Consider the following 19,075-nt stretch of genomic DNA (forward strand, 5'->3'; position numbering starts at 1 on the left):
GGCAGCGGTCAAGCAGGGAAGCGATCAGCCGCCGGAGGCCGACCGGAGACGAGCCCGAAACGGTGGTGATCGCGAAGGCGGGGGGCAAACTATGGGCGGCTCCGACCCCTGTCAACGTGGCGTTTCGGCGGGCGTGGAGGTGGTCGCATCCGGCGTTCCGTTCGGCGTGCGCACCCATAGCGGCACGCCCTTGCGGCGCATGAACACGACCAGGATCGCGCCGGCGACGAGCCCGCCGATATGCGCCCACCACGCGGTGCCGTCCTCGGCGACGGTGGCGACGCTCCAGATCTGGAAGGCGATCCAGGCGCCGATCGGATAGATGGCCGGCACCCGCAGCGGGATGCGCATCAGCACCAGCACCCACAGCTTTACATTGGGATGCAGCATCAGATAGGCGGCGACGACGCCGGAGATCGCCGCCGAGGCGCCGACGAGGGGCACCTCCGAGCCGGGCTGGGCGAAGGTGTGCACCAGCGCGCCGGCTATCCCGCACAGAAGGTAGAAGGCGAGGAAGCGGGCATGGCCGAGCGCGTCCTCGACATTGTCGCCGAACACCCAGAGGAAGGCCATGTTGCCGATCAGGTGCATCCAGCCGCCATGCAGGAACATGTAGCTGACGAGCGTCAGCTCGGGCGGCAGCTTGGAGAGCTCGGGCGGCAGCACGGCGGCGTGGCTGACCACGGCGGGAATGGCGCCGTAGCCGAACACGAAGGCGGCGTTGATCTCCTCCTCATAGCCGTGCTGGAAGAAGATGAAGACGATGAAATTGGCCGCGATGAGGCCCCACGTCACATAGGCGTGGCGCATCCCTTCGAGCGGATTGTCGTCGTTCAGCGGAATGAACATCGCAGGGCGCCCCGTCGGCCGCAGCCGCGCACCGCTCCGGCGACGCGCGCTCTGGTTAATCTGCGGCGAGCGGCGCGAAAACGCCAGATGGCAAAACGCCAGATGGCAAAACGCCAGATGGATCGTGGCAGGTCGGGGCCGGCTCCGTCGGTTCCGGCATCCGCGCGGGAAGCGCGCGCGCGCGGCCGTCTCCGGCGATCGCAGCTATACGCTCATTGTGGAGCGCCGGGTGTACCGATATCACCGCGCAGCCCCACGATTCCGAGTGACACCGCGATGCGCTGGAAGAAGACACTTCAGATTGTCGATGCCCATTGCGAGGGCGAGATCGGCAAGGTCATCACCTCGACCACGCTCGACGTGCCCGGCAGCACCGTGCTGGACAAGCTGGTCTACATCAACGAGGTCGACGACAGCATCCGCCGCCTGGTGGCCTTCGAGCCGCGCGGCTTCGCGCAGATGTCGGTCAATCTGCTGCTGCCGCCGACCCGCCCGGATGCCGATGCCGGCTTCATCGTGCTGCAGTCCGACCGCGCGCATCCGATGTCGGGCTCGAACGCGATCTGCGTTTCCACCGTGCTGCTGGAGACCGGCATGATCGAGATGAAGGAGCCGGAAACCGTGCTCCGCCTCGATACCGCCGCCGGGCTGATCACCGTGACCGCCGCCTGCGGCGACGGCCGGGTCAGCGCCGTCAGCCTCGATATGCCCGCCTCCTTCGTGCAGGACCTCGATCGCGAGATCGACACCGCCGAATTCGGGAAGATCAAGGTCGATGTCGCCTTCGGCGGCTGCTTCTACGGCCTGATCGACGTCCATCAGGTCGGGCTGACCATCGAGCCCGAGAACGCCAGCGCGCTGGTGCGCGCCGGCACCTATCTGCTCACCGAGCTCGAAGAGAAGGTGAAGGTGCAGCATCCCGAGCTGCCGCAGATCAATTATTTCTCCTATGTCATGTTCCGCCAGATGGAGGGCGATCGGCAGGTGCGCACCTGCACGGTGCTGAAGCCCGGCCGCGTCGACCGCTCGCCCTGCGGCACCGGCTCATCGGCCAATCTCGCCAGCCTGCACGCGCGCGGGATCGCGAAGAAGGGCGACGTCTTCACCAGCCGCTCGATCATCGGCTCGACCTTCCGCGTCGAGCTGAAGGAGGAGATCGCCATCGGCGCCCGCGCTGCGATCATCCCCCGCGTCACCGGCCGCGGCTGGATCTACGGCTTCTCGCAGATCGGCCTCGACCCGACCGACCCGTTTCGCCGGGGCTTCGCCCTGTCGGACACCTGGGGACCCTACGTCCACGAGATCCTCTAGTGCGATCGTGTCGCGTGCGATGGCGCGCGCCGGAATGACGCCCCCGGGGAGCGCCTAATCGGCCTCCCGCCCCGCCGCCGGCACCCAGAGCACGTCGCCCCCGCCGGTCTCGGCATTGGCGAGGCGGCTCATCACGAAGAGCAGGTCGGAGAGCCGGTTGAGATAGCGGACCGCCGGCGCCCCGACCCGCTCGCCGGGCACCGCGGCCAGCGCCACGGCGAGCCGCTCGGCCCGGCGGCACACGGTGCGCGCGACATGGAGGTGCGCCGCCGCCGGCACGCCGGCCGGCAGCACGAAGGAGCGCAGCGGCTTCAGGCCGGCATTGAGCCTGTCGATGTCGCGCTCCAGCCGCTCGACCTGCGCGTCGACGATGCGCAGCGGCTCATAGGCGAGCTCGGCGCCGGTGTCCGGCGTGGCGAGGTCGGCGCCGAGATCGAACAGGTCATTCTGGATGCGCGCCAGCACGGCATCTAGCACAGGCAGGGCGGCGAGGTGCAGGCGGGCGACGCCGATGGCCGCATTGGTCTCGTCGACCGTGCCATAGGCCTCGATCCGCAGATCCGACTTCGGCCGTCGCTCGCCGGTGCCGAGCGCGGTGGTGCCGTCGTCGCCGGTGCGGGTGTAGATGCGGTTGAGCACGACCATCGCAATCAGCCCTGATTCATCATCACGATGGTCGCGAGCACCAGGCACACCGCGACGAATTGCAGGATGACGCGCCAGCGCATCAGCTTCTGCGAAAGCAAAGGCGAGCCGCCCCGCGCCATGTTGGCGAGCCCGAGGAACAGCACGAGGGCGACCGAGCCGAGCGCCAGCGGCAGGACGACGAACTGGGCGATGGTCAGCATGGCGACCTCCTGACATCAGGCCGGCGGGTTCATCGCATATATGGCGGCATTCAGCGCCGCCGCATAGGTGACCCAGGCGAGATAGGGCGCCAGCAGCAGTGCCGCCGTGCGGTCGAGCCGGACGCTCGCGGCGATAGTCGCGAGGATCGCGAACCACAGGGCGACGATGACGACGAGACCGGCGCCGGGCGCCTCCAGCCCGAAGAAGACCGGCGACCACAGGGCGTTGAGCGCCAGTTGCACGAGGAACAGCCCGATGGCCAGCGCCCGCCCGCTGCTCGGCGGGTGGCGGTCCCACAGCCGCCAGAGCGCCACCGCCATCAGCACGTAGAGCGTGGTCCACACCACCGGGAAAGCGACGTTCGGCGGGGTGAAGGCCGGCTTGGCGAGCCCGGCATACCAGGTCGGAATCTTCGGCGTGGTGGCCACGGACCCGACGGCCCCGACGGCGAGGCACAGCCCGACCGCAACCACCAGCCGGAAGAACGACAGCGTCTTCATGCGCGAATCCCGAAGTCGTGGACGACGCCGGGATGATAAGCGCGAAGCGGCGTCAGGCCGCCAGATGCTTCTCGATCTCGTACACCGGCAGCTTGACGAGGTCGCGGTCGATCTCGGCGGCGAGCGCGTCCCTCACCGCCCGGCTGTAGAGCGGACGCATGATGCCGAGCGCGCGCGGCGGGGCGACGATGACCAGCGAGCGCACGGCGCCGCTCGACACCGCCGAATCGAGGCGGTCAAGCAGCCGCCGCAGGAAGCTGCGCTCGGCCTCCTCGTGCCAGTCGGTCGGCTCGACGCTGGAACGGGAGCTGCCCACCGACTGGTGCACGCGCCCGGGCGCGTCGGTGCCCTGCTCCGTCGTCGCCGGATTCTCCTGCTCGTGCACCTCGATGGTGCGCAGATTGGGGAAAACGGCGTCGCCCTGATTGCACAGGATGAGCGCCTTGCCGCCGTCGCACACCGCGACCCACGCACCGGCTTCGATCCTGACCTTTTCGTTGTTGCCGCTCATTTTGGTTCCCTCCGTTACGCGCCATCCGATCATCGCGGCGCCGCGGGCGCCTTGACGAGGGTCAAGCCCGGCAGGGCGGCGCGGGTTCCCGTCAGGGGCGCTCCTCGCGGTAGCGGCGGATCGCGGCGTTGAGCTCGCCGCCGTAAACGAAGATCGAGGCGGTGGTGTAGAGGAAGACCAGCGCGACCATGACGGAGGCGAGGCCGGCATAGGTGGTGACGTAGTTGCCGGCGAAGGCGGCGAGGTAGCGCCCGAAGGCGGCGCCGGCGGCCAGCCAAAGCGCCAGCGTCACCAATATGCCCGGCGCCACCTCGGCGAGCCGCCGGCGGCCGGCCGGCAGCCACATATGGGCGACCACCAGCGCGACGATCAGGATCACCGAGGTCGCCGCGTAGCGCAGGAAGGTGATGATCCAGCCGAACGGCTCGAGCGCCGGCACCCACCGCACGGCGGTGAGCCACAGCACCGGACCGAGCACCACCAGGAAGGACAAGGCGAGCACCCCGGCGGCGGCGACCAGCACGTAACCGATCGATTCGAGCCGCAGCCAGTACCAGGAGCGCATCTCCTTCACCCCATAGGCACGGTTGAGCCCGATGCGCAGGCTCTCGATGCCGTTGGAGGAGAAGTAGATCGCCAGCACCACGCCGATGGTCAGCGCGTCGGTGCGCACCTGGGTGAGCACGTTGCGGATCTCGCCGCCGATCGGCGCGGCGACCTGCGCCGGCCAGGCTTCCAGCAGGAGCTGGACGGTCTCCTCGGCGAGGTTGCGGAAGTCGAAGAAGGCGGCGAGCGCGGTGACGAAGATGAGGAAGGGAAACAGCGACATCAGCGCCGAGAGCGCGATGTGGCTGGCGATCGCCCAGCCGTCGTCCTCGACGAAACGCCAGAAGGCGTCGAGGGCGATGTCGTAGATACGCAGCACTCGGGCCCTCTCCGCGGTTCGTCCTTCCCGCGCGTGACATTGGATGTCGCGCCGCAAATGGCAAGCGGGGAGAGCGCTGCTGCGCCCAGCTTCGTGCCGCGGCGGCCATGCAGGTGCCACGCGAGAACTGCGCTCGCGTGCTGCGATCACTTGCCGCGCAGGCCTGCCGCGCTGGATGCGGCGGCTTCGCCGAAGGGAGCGTTGCGCGTGCCGCGCCGGCGCGTCAACCTGTGGACGTTTCGCAATGCACAATGAAGCGGCGCATCCTGCAAGCCGCCATGCCGAAGAGATGAGACAGGGAGCCCACGCCATGAGCCTTGCCGCCGACACGACGCCGCCGCCCGATCTGATCACCGAGGCGGCCGGAGCCGCCGCAGCGGCCGAAGCCCTGCTGGCCCGCGCGACCGACGCCGTGCGGGCGCAGGTGAGCCGCAACGGCAAGCTCGATTCCGCGCTGCTTGAGGCCGGCCAGCACAGCGTGCACGGCCTCGCCTGGCTCGCGACCTATGTGTTCGCGGTGCGCGAGATGGCCGCCTATGCGGCGCGCCTCGATGCCGAGGGGCGGTTCGGCGACACCGAGTCCCTGCTGGTGCGGATCGGCCTCGGCGAATATCTGGCGCAGATTGCCGGCGGCATCCCGATGAGCCAGATCGAGTTCGTGCGCCCGGCCGATCTCGGCCTCGACGCGGCCGCGGTGGCGGGCTTCCTGAACGATCCGGCGGTGGCGTCGCTCGTCGCCACTGGCAACACGCCGGCGACCCGCGCCGCGCTCGTCGCCCATATCCGCCAGGGTCACGCGGCCGGGATCATCGGCGACGCCGGGCTTGACGAGACCTGCGAGGCGATGCGCAACGAGATGCGCCGCTTCGTCGAGGAGGAGGTGACGCCGCACGCGCATGAATGGCACCTCGCCAACGACTACATCCCGCTCGACGTGCTGGAGAAGCTCGCCGCGCTCGGGGTGTTCGGGCTCTCCATTCCCGAGGAGCATGGCGGCCTCGGCCTGCCCAAGGAGGTGATGTGCGTCGTCACCGAGGAGCTGTCGCGCGGCTTCATCGGGGTGGGCTCGCTCGGCACCCGCTCGGAGATCGCCGCCGAGCTGATCATCGGCGGCGGCACCGAGGAGCAGAAGGCGCATTTCCTGCCCAAGATCGCCTCGGGCGAGATGCTGACGACCGCCGTCTTCACCGAGCCCAACACCGGCTCGGACCTTGCCAGCCTGCGCACCCGCGCGGTGCGCGAGGGCGACGTCTACAAGGTCAACGGCGCCAAGACCTGGATCACCCATCCGGCCCGCGCCGACCTGATGACCATGCTGGTGCGCACCAATCCGGACGAGCCCGGCTATCGCGGCCTGTCCATCCTGCTCGCCGAGAAGCCGCGGGGCACCGACGAGGAGCCGTTCCCGGCGTCCGGCATGAGCGGCAGCGAGATCGAGGTGCTCGGTTATCGCGGCATGAAGGAGTTCGAGATCGGCTTCGACGGCTTCGAGGTGCCGGCCGGGAACCTGCTCGGCGGCGTCGAGGGACAGGGCTTCAAGCAGCTCATGACCACTTTCGAGAGCGCCCGCATCCAGACCGCCGCCCGCGCCGTGGGCGTGGCGCAGAACGCGCTGGAGCTCGGCCTCGCCTATGCCGAGCAGCGGGTGCAGTTCGGCAAGCCGCTGATCGCGTTCCCGCGCGTCTCGGACAAGATCGCGCTGATCGCCGCGGAAGTCATGATCGCCCGGCAGATCACCTATTTCGCCGCCCGCGCCAAGGATGAGGGACGGCGCACCGACCTTGAGGCCGGCATGGCGAAGCTGCTCGCCGCGCGCGTCGCCTGGTCCTCGGCCGACAACGCGCTGCAGATCCACGGCGGCAACGGCTTCGCGCTGGAATACGCGATCTCGCGGGTGCTGTGCGACTCGCGCATCCTCTCGATCTTCGAGGGTGCGGCCGAGATCCAGGCGCAGGTGATTGCGCGCCGGCTCTTGGAGGGGTGAGGCGCGCCTAGAGCCCTTTCCGATCAGGTGGGATCACCTGATCGAGAGGAAAGTGCTCTCTCTCAATAAGTTGGAGCATGTTCTCATCGCGAAAGTCTCCCAACTTTCGCGGAACATGCTCTAGCTCGGCGTGCCGCTCGCGCCTTCGTCCGGGATGTAGCCGATGAAGGGAAGCTGCCGGAAGGCATGGGCGACGTCCATGCCGTAGCCGACCACGAAATAGTCCGGGCAGGTGAAGCCGACGAAATCGGCGTGGATCTGCACGGCGCGCTTCTCGGGCTTCTCCAGCAGCACGCAGACCAGCACCCGACGGGCGCCCCGCGCGGCCAGCAGGTCCTTGGCGAAGGCGAGCGTGCGGCCGGATTCGAGGATGTCGTCGATCAGCAGCACGTCGCGCCCGCGCACGTCGGTCTCGACGTCGCGCAGCACCGTCACCTGGCCGGAGGAGGCGGTCGACTTGCGGTAGCTCGACAAGGTGATGAACTCGACCTCGGGGGCGAGCCCCGCCCCGTGCAGGGCACGGATGAGGTCGGCGGCAAAGACGAAGCTGCCCTTCAGGACGGCGATGACCAGCAGCTTCTCCGGCTTGGCTGCGACGATCTCGGCGGCGAGTTCGCGGTTGCGTTCGGCGATGGTCTCCGGATCGAAAAGCACTTCCACGTTCGTGCGTTCCACCGTCTCGCTCATGCTGTCGCGTCCCTCGCTCGTCGCTGCGCCGTCCGGCGCGGGCAAGATGGACCGGGCGGCGATTGCCGTCCAGTTCGGCAGGTTCCACCGCCTTCTTGCCGCGGCTGCCGTCCTCTATGCTAGAGGTCGTCCGGGGCGAAGAGAGAATCAGCGTGCCGTCCGGGGCGCGGGCGAGGAATCACAGGCTTGGTCCGGTTTGAGAATGTCGGCCTGCGCTACGGCATGGGTCCAGAGGTGCTGAGGGATGTGACCTTCGGTATCCCGTCGCATTCCTTCCAGTTCCTCACCGGGCCGTCGGGCGCCGGCAAGACCACGCTGTTGCGCCTGATGTTCCTGTCGCTGCGCCCGACACGCGGGCTGATCAGCCTGTTCGGCCGCGACGTCGCCGCGCTCGGACCCGACGACGTGGCGGCGCTGCGCCGGCGGATCGGCATCGTGTTCCAGGATTTCCGCCTGCTGGACCATCTCACCACCTATGAGAACGTCGCCCTGCCGCTGCGCGTGCAGGGACGCGAGGAGGCGACCTATCGCGCGGAAGTGACGGAGCTGCTGCAGTGGGTCGGGCTCGGCGAGCGCATCGACGTGCTGCCGCCGGTGCTCTCCGGCGGCGAGAAGCAGCGCGCGGCCATCGCGCGGGCGCTGATCAGCCGGCCGGAAATACTGCTGGCCGACGAGCCGACCGGCAACGTCGATCCGCGCCTCGCCCGACGACTGCTGCGGCTCTTCGTCGAGTTGCACAAATCCGGCACCTCGGTGCTGATCGCCACCCACGACATCGCCCTGATGGACCAGTTCGACGCGCGCCGGCTGGTGCTCTCCGAAGGACGGCTGCGGATCTATGACTGAGACCTACGGCTTCGGGCCGTCCGATACGGATGACGGGTCGGAGCGGCGGGACGAGGACCCGGCGGAGGGGTCTCCGACCGCCGCCGCCGCGCGGGCGCGCGCGCCCATCGTGCCGGGGGCGACGGTGGCGGGCCATGCGCTGGTGGCGGTGGTGGCGATCATGACCTTCCTCGCCGGGCTCACCATCGGCTCGGTCGCCGCGGTGCGCGGGCTCGCCTCGGAATGGACCTCCGAGATCGCGCGCGACACCACGATCCAGATCCGCCCCGCCGCCGGGCTCGACGTCGCGGCGGCGCTCGCCAAGGCGACCGAGGTGGCGCGGCAGGCGCCCGGCGTCGCCAGCGCCCGGCCGCTCGGCGCCTCCGAGACGGCGGCGCTGCTCGAGCCGTGGCTCGGCGCCGGGCTCGACCTCTCCAACCTGCCGGTGCCGCGCATCGTGGCGGTGACGCTGGCGCCCGACGCGACCGCCACGACCATCGCCGAGCTGCGTGCCGCCCTCGCCCGCGAGGTGCCGGCGGCGAGCCTCGACGACCACCGCCAGTGGAGCGCGCGGCTGACCTCCACCGCCCGCACGGTGGTGTTGATCGGCCTCGGCGTGCTGGCGCTGGTCGGGGCGGCGACGGTGCTCAGCGTCGTGTTCGCGACGCGGGCGGCGGTGGCGGCGGCGCGCACCATCGTTGAAGTCCTGCATTTCGTCGGCGCGCATGACAGCTTCATCGCCGCCGAGTTCCAGCGGCACTTCCTCTCGGTCGGGCTGAAGGGCGGCGCCATCGGCGGGGGCGCGGCGATGGCGATGTTCTTCCTGCTCTCGACGCTGCCGGCCTGGCTGCGCGGCGGCGCCCCGACCGACGGGTCGGCGACCCTCATCGGCAGCGCGACGCTTGATCTGCGCGGCTATGGCGGCATCCTCGGGGTCATTGTGCTGGTGGCGCTGGTGACGTCCGTGACCTCCCGCATCACCGTCTACCGCACGCTGCGCGGCATCAACAGCTAGGCCTTCGATCACGTGTCCGACCCGACCTCCACGCCGTCTCCGGCCGCCCCCGCGCCCCGTCGTCCGGGTTCCCGCCTGATCGGCGTGGCGCTGGCGCTGGTGGTGGGCGCGATCGGGCTGCTGCTGGTCGGCTTCGTCATCTTCGCCGCCGGCATCCAGCGCCGCGAGGCGGGGCTCGAGCGCTCGGCCGACGGCATAGTGGTGCTCACCGGCGGCTCGGAGCGGCTGGTCGACGCCACCAACCTGCTCGCCGGCGGTCACGGGAAGCGGCTGCTCATCACCGGCGTGCATCCCGACACGACGCTCACCGAGATCGGGCGGAGCGTGCCGATCGCGACCGACAAGCTGGAATGCTGCGTCGATGTCGGCCGCTCGGCCCTCAACACCCGCGGCAACGCGATCGAGACCGCGCAATGGGCGCGCCGGTTGCATTTCCGCTCGCTGATCATCGTCACCTCGTCCTGGCACATGCCGCGCGCGCTGGTCGAGCTCGGCCGCGCCATTCCGGAGGTCGAGCTGGTGCCCTATCCGGTGGTCAGCGAGCGCCTGCGCGAGGAGGCGTGGTGGCAGGACCCGCAGACCGCGCGGCTGCTGTTCCTCGAATATGTGAAGTACCTGCTCGCCTACGCGCAGATCCGCCCGTGGCCGGCCACCACATCGGAAGCCGCGCCGCGCGGCGGAACAATTGCGGTCGCCGCGGATTCACCATGAGAACGGCGGTTGACGCCGCGGGGCAATGTTCTAACTTTGTTCTCATGATGATGCTCAACGAATCGCTTCTTGATGACGGCCCGCTGGCCGCTGCCGCCGATTCGGCGCTGGCGCGGCGCTTCCGTCTGTGGCGCGGTCCCGACGGCCGCCGTCAGGTCTACTCGGTCTATGCGGCCGAGGAGGCGCCGGATTATCCGCATGCGGTGGCGCTGGTCGTCTGGCGCATGCAGGGCAGCCGCGTGGTGATATGGACCGGGCCGGCGGGGGCGGAAGCCCGCGCGGCGGCCCGCGCCGCCGGCGCGCAGGAGATCCACCTGCGCATCCTGCCCGAGGCCGAGAGCGGACCGCTGGCGCCCTGCTGAGCCGCCCGGGCGTCCGCAGCTTGCGCGTCGCGCGCGGCGGGACGCCAGGCCCTCACAGGCGCTCGGCGAGCCAGTCCATTTCGGCGTCGCGGATGCCGAGCTCGGCGAGATGGCTGCGGGTCTGCGTCACATAGTCGGTGTTCGGCCCGCCATGGCCGTGGCCCTGCCGGATCAGGTGCAGCCTGTCCTCGCGCGACAGCCGGCCGGCATATTGCGCATGGCCGCGATCGACCAGGAAGGCGACGGCCGGCACCGTGCGCTCGCTGCCGTCCATCAGCCACACCCGGCGCACTGCCTCCCGATAGATGTTTGTCACCTGCTCGCGCTCGCGCAGATAGGCTAGCGTCGCTGGCGCCTGCGCCGGGCCGACCCGGAAGGCGACGCCGACGCAACTGCCGCCCTGGTCGAGGCCGAGCACCAGTCCCGGCCGCTCCGGCGTGCCGCGCCAGTGCACGGACAGGACGCAGAGCGAGCGGTGCGCGCCGATCAGCCGCGCGGTGCGGCGTTCCTCGAACTCGAAGCCGGGCTTCCACATCAGCGAGCCATAGCCGAACACCCACAGGTGTTCGTGGTCGGTGCGCGGCGGGCTGAGAGGAGAGGCGTTCATCGGGCGATCGCGGGGAGCTGGAGGCGGGCGGAATTGCGGGGTCGAGGCTGCGACGACTTCATAAGCCTAAGCCGCGCCAAGGCAACGGTGTGGACATCGAAAGCGGGTGTCTACGCCCTCCTCGCGGCGCGCCGCGTCTCCGCAGCGTGCCCGACTTTCGCCCGGTCTCCGGTCTACGCCGAGCGCCGCGCTCGCCGCCGCCGGATTCCCAAGCCGGCGCAACGTCTGTAGCTTCGGCCGGCCTCCGGTCGCGGCCGTTCCCGTGTCCACTCGCGAAAGCCCATCCATGAGCCATCCCGAAGCCAGCCTCGCCGGTCCGTCGACGCCGCGCCGCCGCGCGCCCTGGATCGTCATCGCCCCGGTCGCGATATTGCTGCTGCTCGCCGCCGGCTGGACCGCGGCGTGGTTCTACGCCTCGAGCCGGGTTCAGGACGAGATCAACCACTGGGTCGTCCGCGAGGCGGCGCAGGGACGCAACTGGAGCTGCGGTTCGCTGAGCTTCGGCGGCTTTCCCTTCCGCTTCGAGCTGATCTGCGAGGCGCCGAGCCTCGCTTTTACCGGCGCCTCGCAATGGAAGGCGGATGCGGCGCGCGCCCATGCGGTGGCGCAGGTGTGGGACCCGCAGCACATCATCGCCGAGTTCAAGGGCCCCGCCCGCATCGTCGAGACGGCGACCGGCAAGGAGCTGACGGCGAACTGGAGCCTCCTGCAGGCGAGCGGCGTCGGTGCGAACGGCAAGCCGGAGCGCGTCTCGGTCTCGGCGAACGACTACGCGCTGACGCAGGGCAGCACCTCGCTGTTCGCGGCAAAGCACGTCGAGGTGCATGTGCGCCACCACCCCGGCGATGCCGGGCCGACGCTCGACGTCGCCGCCGGCATGCACGCGGCGACCGGACCGGCGCTGGGCGGGACCGCGCCGGCGCCGGTCGACGGCGAGCTGCAGGCGCAGGTGACGGCGGTGCCGGAGTTCCGCTCCATGCCGCTCGACGAGCGCCTGCGGCTCTGGCAGGGCGCGGGCGGGCGGCTGAACCTGGTGCTCGGCAAGCTCTCCTCGGGCGGCGGTACGATGGTGACGACCGGCAATCTCGGCCTCGACGACCGCGGCCGTCCGTCCGGCGAGGCGCAGCTCTCGGTGGTCGGACCGGAGCGGCTCGTCGCGGCGCTCGGCGCCTCGGGGCTGATGCCCGCGGACCTCGCCGGATTCGCGCCGATGGTGATGGCCGCCGGCACGCCGACGCAGGTCGACGGCCGCAAGGGCGCGGCCTTCCCGTTCCAGTTCCGCGACGGCCGGGTGTTCCTCGGCTTCATCCCGCTCGGCAAGATCGGCCCGCTCTACTAAAGCGGGCCGAAATGGTCAGTCGTGCTCGCGGCCGAAGTCCGGCGCGGCGGTCTCCTGGCCGAGCTCGATGATCGAGCGGCGGATGGCGCGGGTGCGGGTGAACAGCTCGAACAGCGTGTCGCCCTCGTTCCAGCGGATCGCCCGCTGCAGCGCGATCAGGTCCTCGGTGAAGCGGCCGAGCACCTCGATCACCGCCTCGCGATTGTTGAGGAAGATGTCGCGCCACATGGTCGGGTCGGAGGCGGCGATGCGGGTGAAGTCGCGGAAGCCGCCGGCCGAGTATTTGATGACTTCCGACTGCGTCACCGTCTCCAGATCGGCGGCGGTGCCGACGATGTTGTAGGCGATCAGATGCGGCACATGGCTGGTGATGGCGAGCACTAGATCGTGGTGATCGGCGGCCATCACCTCGACATTGGCGCCCATCGCGGCCCACAGATCGGAGACCATGCGGACGGCCTCGGGATCGGCATCCTCCGGCGGGGTGAGGATCGACCAGCGGTTCTTGAACAGCGTCGCGAAGCCCGCGTCCGGGCCGGAATATTCCGTGCCGGCGACGGGATGGGCGGGCACGATGTGGACGCCCTCCGGCAGATGCGCCTTCAGCGCGGCGAGCACCGCGCCCTTGACCGAGCCGACATCCGACACGGTGGCGCCGGGCTTCAGATGCGGGGCGATCACCGCCGCGACCTCGCCGATGGCGCCGACCGGCACGCACAATATGACAAGGTCGGCGTCCTTCACGGCAGCGGCAACGTCAGGCGCGATCTCGTCGGCGAGGCCGAGTTCCTTCGCGCGCGCCAGCACCTCCGGCGCGGCATCCGTCGCCACGGTCGAGCCGGCGAGGCGGCGGGTGCGCACGGCATGCAGGATCGACGAGCCGATCAGGCCGATGCCGATCACGGCGAGGCGCCCGACGAGCGGGCGCGCGACCGGGGGATCAAGCACCATGGCTCTTCCCCAGGAACTCGGCGAGCGCCGCGACGACGAGGCGGTTCGCCTCCTCGGTGCCGACGGTGAGGCGCAGCGCCTGCGGTATCCCGTAGCCGTCCATGCGACGCAGGATGAGCCCGCGTGCCGACAGGAAGGCGTCCGCCTCGGCGGCCGTGTGGCCGGGCGTCTGTGGGAACAGCACCAGCAGGAAATTGCCGACGCTTGGCAGCACGGTCAGGCCGAGAGCGGTCAGCTCATCGTCCAGCCATTGCAGCCACTTGGCATTATGGGCGACCGAAGCTTCCACATGGGCGGTGTCGGCGATCGCGGCGGCGGCGGCGGCGAGCGCCGGGGCGTTGACGTTGAACACGCCGCGAATGCGGTTCACCGCCTCCACCACCTCGGCGGGAGCGTACATCCAGCCGACGCGCAGCGCGGCGAGGCCGTAGATCTTCGAGAAGGTGCGCAGCATCACCACGTTCGGGCAGGTGGCGACCAGCTCGATGCCGGATTCGTAGTCGTTGCGCCGGACATATTCGGCATAGGCGGCGTCGAGCACGAGCAGCACGTTGCCCGGCAGCCCGCGCTGCAGCCGCTTCACCTCGTCGAACGGGATGTAGGTGCCGGTCGGGTTGTTCGGATTGGCCAGGAAGACGATGCGCGTACGCTCCGTCACCGCCGCCAGAATCGCGTCCACATCCGTCACGTAGCCCTTCTCCGGGGCGACAATGGGGGTGGCGCCGGCGGCCAGCGCGGCGACGCGGTAGAGCAGGAAGCCGTGCTGGGAATAGAGCACCTCGTCGCCCGGCCCGGCATAGACATGGGCGAGCACGGCGATCAGCTCGTCCGAGCCGGTGCCGCAGACGATGCGCGACGGGTCGAGGCCATAGGTCGCGCCGATGGCGGCGCGCAGGGCGACGGCGCTGCCGTCCGGGTAGAGCTCCAGATGGCCGCCGGCGGCGCGGAACGCCTCGAGCGCCTTGGGGCTGGCGCCGAGCGGGTTCTCGTTGGCGGAGAGCTTGTACACCCGCCCGCCACCTCCGGCATGCGCCTTGCCGGGCACATAGGCCTCGATCGCCATCACGCTCGGGCGGGGCGTGGGGCGGGACGGCAGCGCGGCGGACGACATGGGACGGCTCCGGGAAGTGTTCGATCAGTGTGGTGAGTGGACGATCCGTGCAGTCGGTGCGGTCGCGACGAGGCGGCCGTCAATCCTGCGGGGAGTGGGTATAGCGGCTCGCGTGGCTGCCGACGAGTGCCGCCGAGCGCACCGAGGTTCCGGCGGCGCGCAGCGTGCCGAGCACCGCCTCCAGCCCGTGGGTGCCGTTCGCGGAAACCGGCACCAGCAGCGCGGCGGCGTCGAAGCCGCGGTCGGGCACGGCGATGACCTCGGCGAGCGGGGCGAGGGCGCGGGCGGCGTTGGCGCTCCAGCCGGCTACCCGCACGCTCCACACCTCGACCTCGGTCACGGCGCCGTCGGTCACCGGATGGGAGATGCAGAATACCGGCAGGCCGGCGGGATGGTCGGCCCGCTCGACGAAGGGCAGGCGGGCGATGATCTTCGGCGCCGCCTCGGGCTCGAGCGCGGTCCACCAGGCGCCGGTGCCGGGCGCGGCGAAGGCCGGCACCAGGCCGAGGTCGCCCTTGGAGGCTGCCACCGCCGCAACGACGCCGCCGGCGCCCATATGCGCCTCGAAGGGCACGGTGAAGCCGAAATGGAAGCGCGCGGCATCGCGCATCGCCGCCTCGCCCGAGGCGACGTCGGCATGCACGGCATAGGGCGCCTGCACATAGGTGAAGGTCGAGATGATGACGCGCCAGATGCCCTCGACGGTGTCGAGCGGTAAGAGGCCGCGATGGCGGTCGACCAGATGGCGCATCATCGACGCCTCGCGCGCCGGGCGGAAGGCCGAGCCGCCCTCGGCGCCGCGCGAGCGCTTGACCGCCACCAGCGTGTCGATGATCTCGCCACGCTCCATCAGCAGCGCGTGCATCGCCGCATCGATGCGGTCGATCTCGGCGCGCAGCTCGGCAAGGGTGGGAAGCTGGCTTTGCGGCTTGGCGGCGGGTTCCATCGGGCGACTGTCCTAGAACCCTTTCATCGCCGAGGGAAGAGGCGGGCCGGGTTCCCGCGCCCTGCGCTCCGCACGCGGCTTCCGCGCTCGTCCCGGCCGGAGCGGAGCGCGGAACCGGGACCGTGCCGGGTAGGCCCGCCTTCCCGCGATATTGACAAGATGCGTCTGTAGGTTCATCGGATCGTCCGGTATAACGAACCATTCGTCCGGTAAGTCGGTTTCGGGCGGGTGGACCGTGCGTGGCGACAAGACGCGCCGGCGGGACGGAAACGAAGAATAGCAGGCATTGTCGCCATGGCACTCATCGGAACGGCATCGGTGGAGGCTCTCCAGCCGGAAGCGCTGGCGCGGGGCGAGGCGGACCGTCCACATTCGGCGGTGGTGCGCTTCGGGCCGGACAAGCCATTGAGCCTCGACGCCGGCGGCGTGCTCACGCCGTTCCAGATCGCCTACCAGACCTATGGCACGCTGAACGCCGCGCGCTCCAACGCGATCCTGCTGTGCCACGCGCTCTCCGGCGACCAGCATGCCGCCAACGTCCATCCGGTGACCGGCAAGCCGGGCTGGTGGGAGACGCTGGTCGGGCCGGGCAAGCCGATCGACACCGACCGCTTCTTCGTCATCTGCTCCAACGTGCTCGGCGGCTGCATGGGCACCACGGGGCCGTCCTCGGCGGACGGCAAGGGCAAGATCTACGGGCTCGACCTGCCGGTGGTGACGATCGGCGACATGGTGCGCGCGCAGGCCATGCTGATCGACCATCTCGGCATCGAGAAGCTGCTCGCCGTGGTCGGCGGCTCGATGGGCGGCATGCAGGTGCTGCAATGGGCGGCGAGCTATCCGGACCGCGTCTTCGCGGCCATGCCGATCGCCACCGCCGCGCGGCACTCGGCGCAGAACATCGCCTTCCACGAGGTCGGCCGGCAGGCGATCATGGCCGATCCCGACTGGCGCGGCGGCGCCTATCTCGCCGAGAGCACCAGCCCGCGGCGCGGCCTCGCCGTGGCGCGCATGGCGGCGCACATCACCTACATGTCCGACAGTTCGCTGCACCGGAAGTTCGGCCGGCGGCTGCAGGACCGCGAGGGGCGGACCTTCTCCTTCGACGCGGATTTTCAGGTGGAGAGCTATCTGCGCCATCAGGGCGAGGCCTTCGTCGACCGCTTCGATGCCAATTCCTATCTCTACGTCACCCGCGCCATGGACTATTTCGACCTCGCTGCGGACTATGGCGGCGTGCTCGCCAAGGCCTTCCGCGGCACCGCCACGCGCTTCTGCCTCGTCTCCTTCACCACCGACTGGCTGTTCCCGACGGCGGACTCGCGCGCCGTGGTGCATGCGCTGAACGCGGCCGGCGCCTCGGTCTCCTTCGCCGAGATCGAGAGCGACAAGGGCCACGACGCCTTCCTGCTGGAGGAGCCGGAGTTCTTCGCCATCACGCGCGGCTTCCTCGACGCCGCCGCCCGCACCGTGGGGGTGCCGTGATGGCGCTGACCGAGCGGGGGGCGTCCGACCTCACCATGCGCGAGGCGGCGCGGGCGGAATCCGGCAAGCGCGTCGACCTGCTGCTGCTCGCCGAGATGGTGGCGCCCGGCTCGCGGGTGCTCGACGTCGGCTGCGGCGACGGCGAACTGCTGGAGCTGCTCGCCCGCACCCGCGGCTGCGACGCACGCGGCATCGAGCTCTCGCGCGAGGGGGTGAACGCCAGCGTCGCGCGCGGGCTCGCGGTGATCCAGGGCGATGCCGACGTCGATCTCGGCGACTATCCGGACGACGCCTTCGACTATGTGATCCTGTCGCAGACCATCCAGGCGACGCGCCGTCCGAAATGGGTGCTGGAGCAGATGCTGCGGGTCGGCCGGCGGGCGATCGTCTCCTTCCCCAATTTCGGCTTCTGGCGGATGCGGCTCGACCTCGTCATGAACGGGCGCATGCCGCGCACCGAGAACCTGCCCTATAGCTGGCACGACACGCCGAACATCCATTTCTGCACGATCCGCGACTTCGTCGAGCTGGCCGGCGAGGTGGGGGCGAAGATCGAGCGCGCCGCCGCGCTCGACGCGTCGGGCCATTCGGTGCGCTTCAAGATGCCCTGGTGGGTGTGGAACCTGCTCGGCGAGCAGGCGATCTTCCTGCTGACGCGGAAGGGGTGAGCCGCGGGCCGGCTACCGCTCCAGCCGCCGGCGCAGGAATTCCCGCATGTCGCGCCGGCCATCGGCGACGGCGATCACGAATACGCCCCGCTCCTCGATCTGATAGAAAATTCGATACGCTCCGCAATGAAGTTCGCGGATGTCTCGTCGTCCGAGATAGTCCAACTCCTTCGGAAAATTGCCGCGCGCTGGCATATCGCCGAGCGTTTCGATCGTATCGAATAGCCCGTTGGCGACGCGGTGGGCGCGTTCTGTCGATTCATTGATCGACAGATATTCGTGAATGGCGTCGATATCGTTCTCCGCCTCGGTGGTGACGTGCACCGCATGGGACGTCATGCGCCGTGCTTCTTCTGAAAGCGCTTGCGCACCTCCTCAAGCGTGACGAACTTCCCCTCCCGAATCTCCTCCTGTCCCATCGCGACGATCTTCAGCATCGCGATCGCCTCCTGCATCTCCTCGTAGCTGTCGATGTCCTGCAGCACGGCCTTGGCCTCGCCGTTCACCGTGATGATGAAGGGCTGGCCGTGCTCGGACAGCTTCTGGATCACCTCGGCGGCGTTGGCCTTGAGGTAGCTGATCGGCTTGATGCGTTCGGAAAGCTTCATGGCGGACCTCCGGATAAGAGGACCGAATATAGACCGGATTCAGTCCGGCCGGTAGCTCGCCGGGTGGCTCACCCGCCCGCCGGCTGCGGCGCGAGCACGGGGTCGAGCACCGGCTCCAGCACCCGCAGCCGGGCGCGCTTGCGAGCCTGGACCGGCTTATAGACCTGCTTGGTCGCTTCCACCACATGCACCCCGGCGAAGGGCAGCGACAGCGTCGCCCCGGCGCGCTCCCATGCCACCGCCGAGCGCAGGAACCAGGTGCGCGGCACCGGTGGGATGTACAGCGCCTCGCTCCAGCCGACCGGCGTGAACAGCGCCTCGCGCAGCAGGTTGGTGAGCTGGCTGCGCGAGAAGGGCCGGCCATGGCCGAAGGGCGTGGTGTCCGCCCGCGCCCAGACGCCGCGCCGGTTCGGCACCACGCAGAGCAGCCGCCCGCCCGGCGCCAGCACGCGCCAGACCTCCCGCAGCACCTCCTCGGCGTTGGGCGTCATCTCCAGAAGGTGCACGGCGATGACGCGGTCGATCACCCCGCCGGGCAGCGGCAGCTCGGTCTCGTCGACGAGGGCGGCGAGCGTCGGCGCGGCGGAAGGCCAGCGGGTGACGCCCTGCGCGCCCGGCATGAAGGCGAGCGCCCGCTCGCACTCCTCGCGGAACACGCCGAGATAGGGCGTCGCATAGCCGATGCCGAGCACCGAGAGGCCAGAGACGTCGTTGAAGCGCGCACGGATGGCGCGCCCCACCAGCCGGCGGGTGACCACGCCGAGCGGCTGGGCGTAGAAGCTGCGCAGGTCCACGACGTCGGGAAACATGCGACGAGCTTATAGCGCGGCA

General features: G+C 69.8%; 23 protein-coding genes. 9 read left to right on the forward strand and 14 right to left on the reverse strand.

Going from position 1 to position 19,075, the window contains the following annotated elements:
• Nucleotides 1-111: 111 nt before the first annotated feature.
• Nucleotides 112-849: a rhomboid family intramembrane serine protease gene (locus U742_RS0108320; protein WP_051660952.1), complete on the reverse strand. Its 738-nt coding sequence runs from the start codon at nucleotides 847-849 to the stop codon at nucleotides 112-114.
• 276 nt (nucleotides 850-1,125) lie between these two features.
• Here U742_RS0108320 and U742_RS0108325 point away from each other — a divergent pair, with 276 nt between their 5' ends.
• Nucleotides 1,126-2,160: a proline racemase family protein gene (locus tag U742_RS0108325; RefSeq protein ID WP_029351934.1), complete on the forward strand. Its 1,035-nt coding sequence runs from the start codon at nucleotides 1,126-1,128 to the stop codon at nucleotides 2,158-2,160.
• Between the two features lie 54 nt (nucleotides 2,161-2,214).
• On the opposite strand, the gene U742_RS0108330 is transcribed toward U742_RS0108325, so the two are convergent.
• From U742_RS0108330 to U742_RS0108350, 5 genes are all read right to left on the reverse strand, one after another.
• On the reverse strand, nucleotides 2,215-2,805 hold the full coding sequence (locus tag U742_RS0108330) for a cob(I)yrinic acid a,c-diamide adenosyltransferase (RefSeq protein ID WP_029351935.1): 591 nt from the start codon (nucleotides 2,803-2,805) through the stop codon (nucleotides 2,215-2,217).
• A gap of 5 nt (nucleotides 2,806-2,810) precedes the next feature.
• Entirely contained in the window at nucleotides 2,811-3,008 is a 198-nt protein-coding gene (locus tag U742_RS0108335) for a twin transmembrane helix small protein (protein WP_029351937.1), read from the reverse strand.
• Nucleotides 3,009-3,023: 15 nt separating this feature from the next.
• On the reverse strand, nucleotides 3,024-3,509 hold the full coding sequence (locus U742_RS0108340) for a TspO/MBR family protein (protein ID WP_029351939.1): 486 nt from the start codon (nucleotides 3,507-3,509) through the stop codon (nucleotides 3,024-3,026).
• A gap of 52 nt (nucleotides 3,510-3,561) precedes the next feature.
• A complete protein-coding gene (locus tag U742_RS0108345) occupies nucleotides 3,562-4,020 on the reverse strand; it encodes a baeRF12 domain-containing protein (RefSeq protein WP_029351941.1) in 459 nt (152 codons plus the stop codon).
• 91 nt (nucleotides 4,021-4,111) lie between these two features.
• Complete coding sequence (locus U742_RS0108350) at nucleotides 4,112-4,945, reverse strand: YihY/virulence factor BrkB family protein (RefSeq protein WP_029351943.1); 834 nt, start codon at nucleotides 4,943-4,945, stop codon at nucleotides 4,112-4,114.
• Between the two features lie 310 nt (nucleotides 4,946-5,255).
• Here U742_RS0108350 and U742_RS0108355 point away from each other — a divergent pair, with 310 nt between their 5' ends.
• On the forward strand, nucleotides 5,256-6,929 hold the full coding sequence (locus U742_RS0108355) for an acyl-CoA dehydrogenase family protein (RefSeq protein ID WP_029351945.1): 1,674 nt from the start codon (nucleotides 5,256-5,258) through the stop codon (nucleotides 6,927-6,929).
• 120 nt (nucleotides 6,930-7,049) lie between these two features.
• On the opposite strand, the gene hpt is transcribed toward U742_RS0108355, so the two are convergent.
• Nucleotides 7,050-7,616: a hypoxanthine phosphoribosyltransferase gene (gene hpt, locus U742_RS0108360; protein WP_029351947.1), complete on the reverse strand. Its 567-nt coding sequence runs from the start codon at nucleotides 7,614-7,616 to the stop codon at nucleotides 7,050-7,052.
• A gap of 186 nt (nucleotides 7,617-7,802) precedes the next feature.
• Between hpt and ftsE the strand changes: the two genes are divergently transcribed.
• From ftsE to U742_RS0108380, 4 genes are read left to right on the forward strand one after another with little or no spacing between them, the layout of a single operon-like run.
• Nucleotides 7,803-8,462: a cell division ATP-binding protein FtsE gene (gene ftsE / locus U742_RS0108365; protein ID WP_029351949.1), complete on the forward strand. Its 660-nt coding sequence runs from the start codon at nucleotides 7,803-7,805 to the stop codon at nucleotides 8,460-8,462.
• The gene (locus U742_RS0108370) at nucleotides 8,455-9,456 is read left to right on the forward strand and encodes a cell division protein FtsX (RefSeq protein ID WP_029351951.1); all 1,002 of its coding nucleotides are present in this window, start codon (nucleotides 8,455-8,457) and stop codon (nucleotides 9,454-9,456) included. Before ftsE ends, U742_RS0108370 begins: the two co-directional genes overlap by 8 nt.
• A 12-nt stretch (nucleotides 9,457-9,468) precedes the next feature.
• Nucleotides 9,469-10,167 carry a YdcF family protein gene (locus U742_RS0108375; RefSeq protein WP_051660953.1) on the forward strand — a complete coding sequence of 233 codons (699 nt, stop codon included), beginning with the start codon at nucleotides 9,469-9,471 and terminating at the stop codon, nucleotides 10,165-10,167.
• 47 nt (nucleotides 10,168-10,214) lie between these two features.
• Nucleotides 10,215-10,529, forward strand: coding sequence for a hypothetical protein (locus tag U742_RS0108380; protein ID WP_248310306.1), 315 nt, complete (start codon nucleotides 10,215-10,217; stop codon nucleotides 10,527-10,529).
• A 52-nt stretch (nucleotides 10,530-10,581) separates the two neighbouring features.
• Here the strand turns inward: U742_RS0108380 and U742_RS0108385 are convergent, their stop codons facing one another.
• Entirely contained in the window at nucleotides 10,582-11,136 is a 555-nt protein-coding gene (locus U742_RS0108385) for a gamma-glutamylcyclotransferase (RefSeq protein ID WP_029351957.1), read from the reverse strand.
• A 286-nt stretch (nucleotides 11,137-11,422) separates the two neighbouring features.
• Here U742_RS0108385 and U742_RS0108390 point away from each other — a divergent pair, with 286 nt between their 5' ends.
• Nucleotides 11,423-12,475, forward strand: coding sequence for a DUF2125 domain-containing protein (locus U742_RS0108390; protein ID WP_029351959.1), 1,053 nt, complete (start codon nucleotides 11,423-11,425; stop codon nucleotides 12,473-12,475).
• A 15-nt stretch (nucleotides 12,476-12,490) separates the two neighbouring features.
• Here U742_RS0108390 and U742_RS0108395 read toward each other — a convergent pair whose 3' ends face one another.
• The 3 genes from U742_RS0108395 to U742_RS0108405 form a co-directional block, all read right to left on the reverse strand.
• Entirely contained in the window at nucleotides 12,491-13,426 is a 936-nt protein-coding gene (locus U742_RS0108395) for a prephenate/arogenate dehydrogenase family protein (protein WP_029351961.1), read from the reverse strand.
• On the reverse strand, nucleotides 13,416-14,537 hold the full coding sequence (gene hisC / locus U742_RS0108400; protein WP_029351962.1) for a histidinol-phosphate transaminase: 1,122 nt from the start codon (nucleotides 14,535-14,537) through the stop codon (nucleotides 13,416-13,418). Before hisC ends, U742_RS0108395 begins: the two co-directional genes overlap by 11 nt.
• A 79-nt stretch (nucleotides 14,538-14,616) precedes the next feature.
• On the reverse strand, nucleotides 14,617-15,483 hold the full coding sequence (locus U742_RS0108405) for a chorismate mutase (protein WP_029351965.1): 867 nt from the start codon (nucleotides 15,481-15,483) through the stop codon (nucleotides 14,617-14,619).
• Between the two features lie 294 nt (nucleotides 15,484-15,777).
• Between U742_RS0108405 and U742_RS0108410 the strand changes: the two genes are divergently transcribed.
• Nucleotides 15,778-16,968, forward strand: coding sequence for a homoserine O-acetyltransferase MetX (locus U742_RS0108410; RefSeq protein WP_051660954.1), 1,191 nt, complete (start codon nucleotides 15,778-15,780; stop codon nucleotides 16,966-16,968).
• Nucleotides 16,969-17,003: 35 nt separating this feature from the next.
• Nucleotides 17,004-17,636: a methionine biosynthesis protein MetW gene (metW, locus tag U742_RS0108415; RefSeq protein ID WP_197028221.1), complete on the forward strand. Its 633-nt coding sequence runs from the start codon at nucleotides 17,004-17,006 to the stop codon at nucleotides 17,634-17,636.
• 12 nt (nucleotides 17,637-17,648) lie between these two features.
• Here metW and U742_RS0108420 read toward each other — a convergent pair whose 3' ends face one another.
• The 3 genes from U742_RS0108420 to U742_RS0108430 all read right to left on the reverse strand — a co-directional run bounded on the left by U742_RS0108420 (nucleotide 17,649) and on the right by U742_RS0108430 (nucleotide 19,053).
• Nucleotides 17,649-17,975 (reverse strand): type II toxin-antitoxin system RelE/ParE family toxin, encoded by a 327-nt coding sequence (locus U742_RS0108420; RefSeq protein ID WP_029351970.1) that lies wholly within the window; start codon nucleotides 17,973-17,975, stop codon nucleotides 17,649-17,651.
• Nucleotides 17,972-18,244, reverse strand: a complete 273-nt coding sequence (locus U742_RS0108425) for a type II toxin-antitoxin system Phd/YefM family antitoxin (protein ID WP_029351972.1) — start codon at nucleotides 18,242-18,244, stop codon at nucleotides 17,972-17,974. Before U742_RS0108425 ends, U742_RS0108420 begins: the two co-directional genes overlap by 4 nt.
• Before the next feature lie 68 nt (nucleotides 18,245-18,312).
• Entirely contained in the window at nucleotides 18,313-19,053 is a 741-nt protein-coding gene (locus U742_RS0108430; protein WP_029351973.1) for a methyltransferase domain-containing protein, read from the reverse strand.
• Nucleotides 19,054-19,075: the final 22 nt, after the last annotated feature.

The organism is Allobosea sp. 117 (assembly GCF_000702305.1).
Taxonomy (GTDB): domain Bacteria; phylum Pseudomonadota; class Alphaproteobacteria; order Rhizobiales; family Xanthobacteraceae; genus Ancylobacter.

Bases quoted from the DNA above. Each gene is read 5' to 3' on its own strand.
- U742_RS0108355 (WP_029351945.1), top strand. From the start codon at position 5,256: ATGAGCCTTGCCGCCGACACGACGCCGCCGCCCGATCTGATCACCGAG.
- U742_RS0108335 (WP_029351937.1), bottom strand. From the start codon at position 3,008: ATGCTGACCATCGCCCAGTTCGTCGTCCTGCCGCTGGCGCTCGGCTCG.
- hpt (WP_029351947.1), bottom strand. From the start codon at position 7,616: ATGAGCGAGACGGTGGAACGCACGAACGTGGAAGTGCTTTTCGATCCG.
- U742_RS0108385 (WP_029351957.1), bottom strand. From the start codon at position 11,136: ATGAACGCCTCTCCTCTCAGCCCGCCGCGCACCGACCACGAACACCTG.
- hisC (WP_029351962.1), bottom strand. From the start codon at position 14,537: ATGTCGTCCGCCGCGCTGCCGTCCCGCCCCACGCCCCGCCCGAGCGTG.
- U742_RS0108370 (WP_029351951.1), top strand. From the start codon at position 8,455: ATGACTGAGACCTACGGCTTCGGGCCGTCCGATACGGATGACGGGTCG.
- U742_RS0108425 (WP_029351972.1), bottom strand. From the start codon at position 18,244: ATGAAGCTTTCCGAACGCATCAAGCCGATCAGCTACCTCAAGGCCAAC.
- U742_RS0108340 (WP_029351939.1), bottom strand. From the start codon at position 3,509: ATGAAGACGCTGTCGTTCTTCCGGCTGGTGGTTGCGGTCGGGCTGTGC.
- U742_RS0108330 (WP_029351935.1), bottom strand. From the start codon at position 2,805: ATGGTCGTGCTCAACCGCATCTACACCCGCACCGGCGACGACGGCACC.
- U742_RS0108430 (WP_029351973.1), bottom strand. From the start codon at position 19,053: ATGTTTCCCGACGTCGTGGACCTGCGCAGCTTCTACGCCCAGCCGCTC.
- U742_RS0108420 (WP_029351970.1), bottom strand. From the start codon at position 17,975: ATGACGTCCCATGCGGTGCACGTCACCACCGAGGCGGAGAACGATATC.
- U742_RS0108380 (WP_248310306.1), top strand. From the start codon at position 10,215: ATGATGCTCAACGAATCGCTTCTTGATGACGGCCCGCTGGCCGCTGCC.
- U742_RS0108325 (WP_029351934.1), top strand. From the start codon at position 1,126: ATGCGCTGGAAGAAGACACTTCAGATTGTCGATGCCCATTGCGAGGGC.
- U742_RS0108395 (WP_029351961.1), bottom strand. From the start codon at position 13,426: ATGGTGCTTGATCCCCCGGTCGCGCGCCCGCTCGTCGGGCGCCTCGCC.
- U742_RS0108405 (WP_029351965.1), bottom strand. From the start codon at position 15,483: ATGGAACCCGCCGCCAAGCCGCAAAGCCAGCTTCCCACCCTTGCCGAG.
- U742_RS0108345 (WP_029351941.1), bottom strand. From the start codon at position 4,020: ATGAGCGGCAACAACGAAAAGGTCAGGATCGAAGCCGGTGCGTGGGTC.
- U742_RS0108390 (WP_029351959.1), top strand. From the start codon at position 11,423: ATGAGCCATCCCGAAGCCAGCCTCGCCGGTCCGTCGACGCCGCGCCGC.
- U742_RS0108320 (WP_051660952.1), bottom strand. From the start codon at position 849: ATGTTCATTCCGCTGAACGACGACAATCCGCTCGAAGGGATGCGCCAC.
- U742_RS0108410 (WP_051660954.1), top strand. From the start codon at position 15,778: ATGGCACTCATCGGAACGGCATCGGTGGAGGCTCTCCAGCCGGAAGCG.
- metW (WP_197028221.1), top strand. From the start codon at position 17,004: ATGCGCGAGGCGGCGCGGGCGGAATCCGGCAAGCGCGTCGACCTGCTG.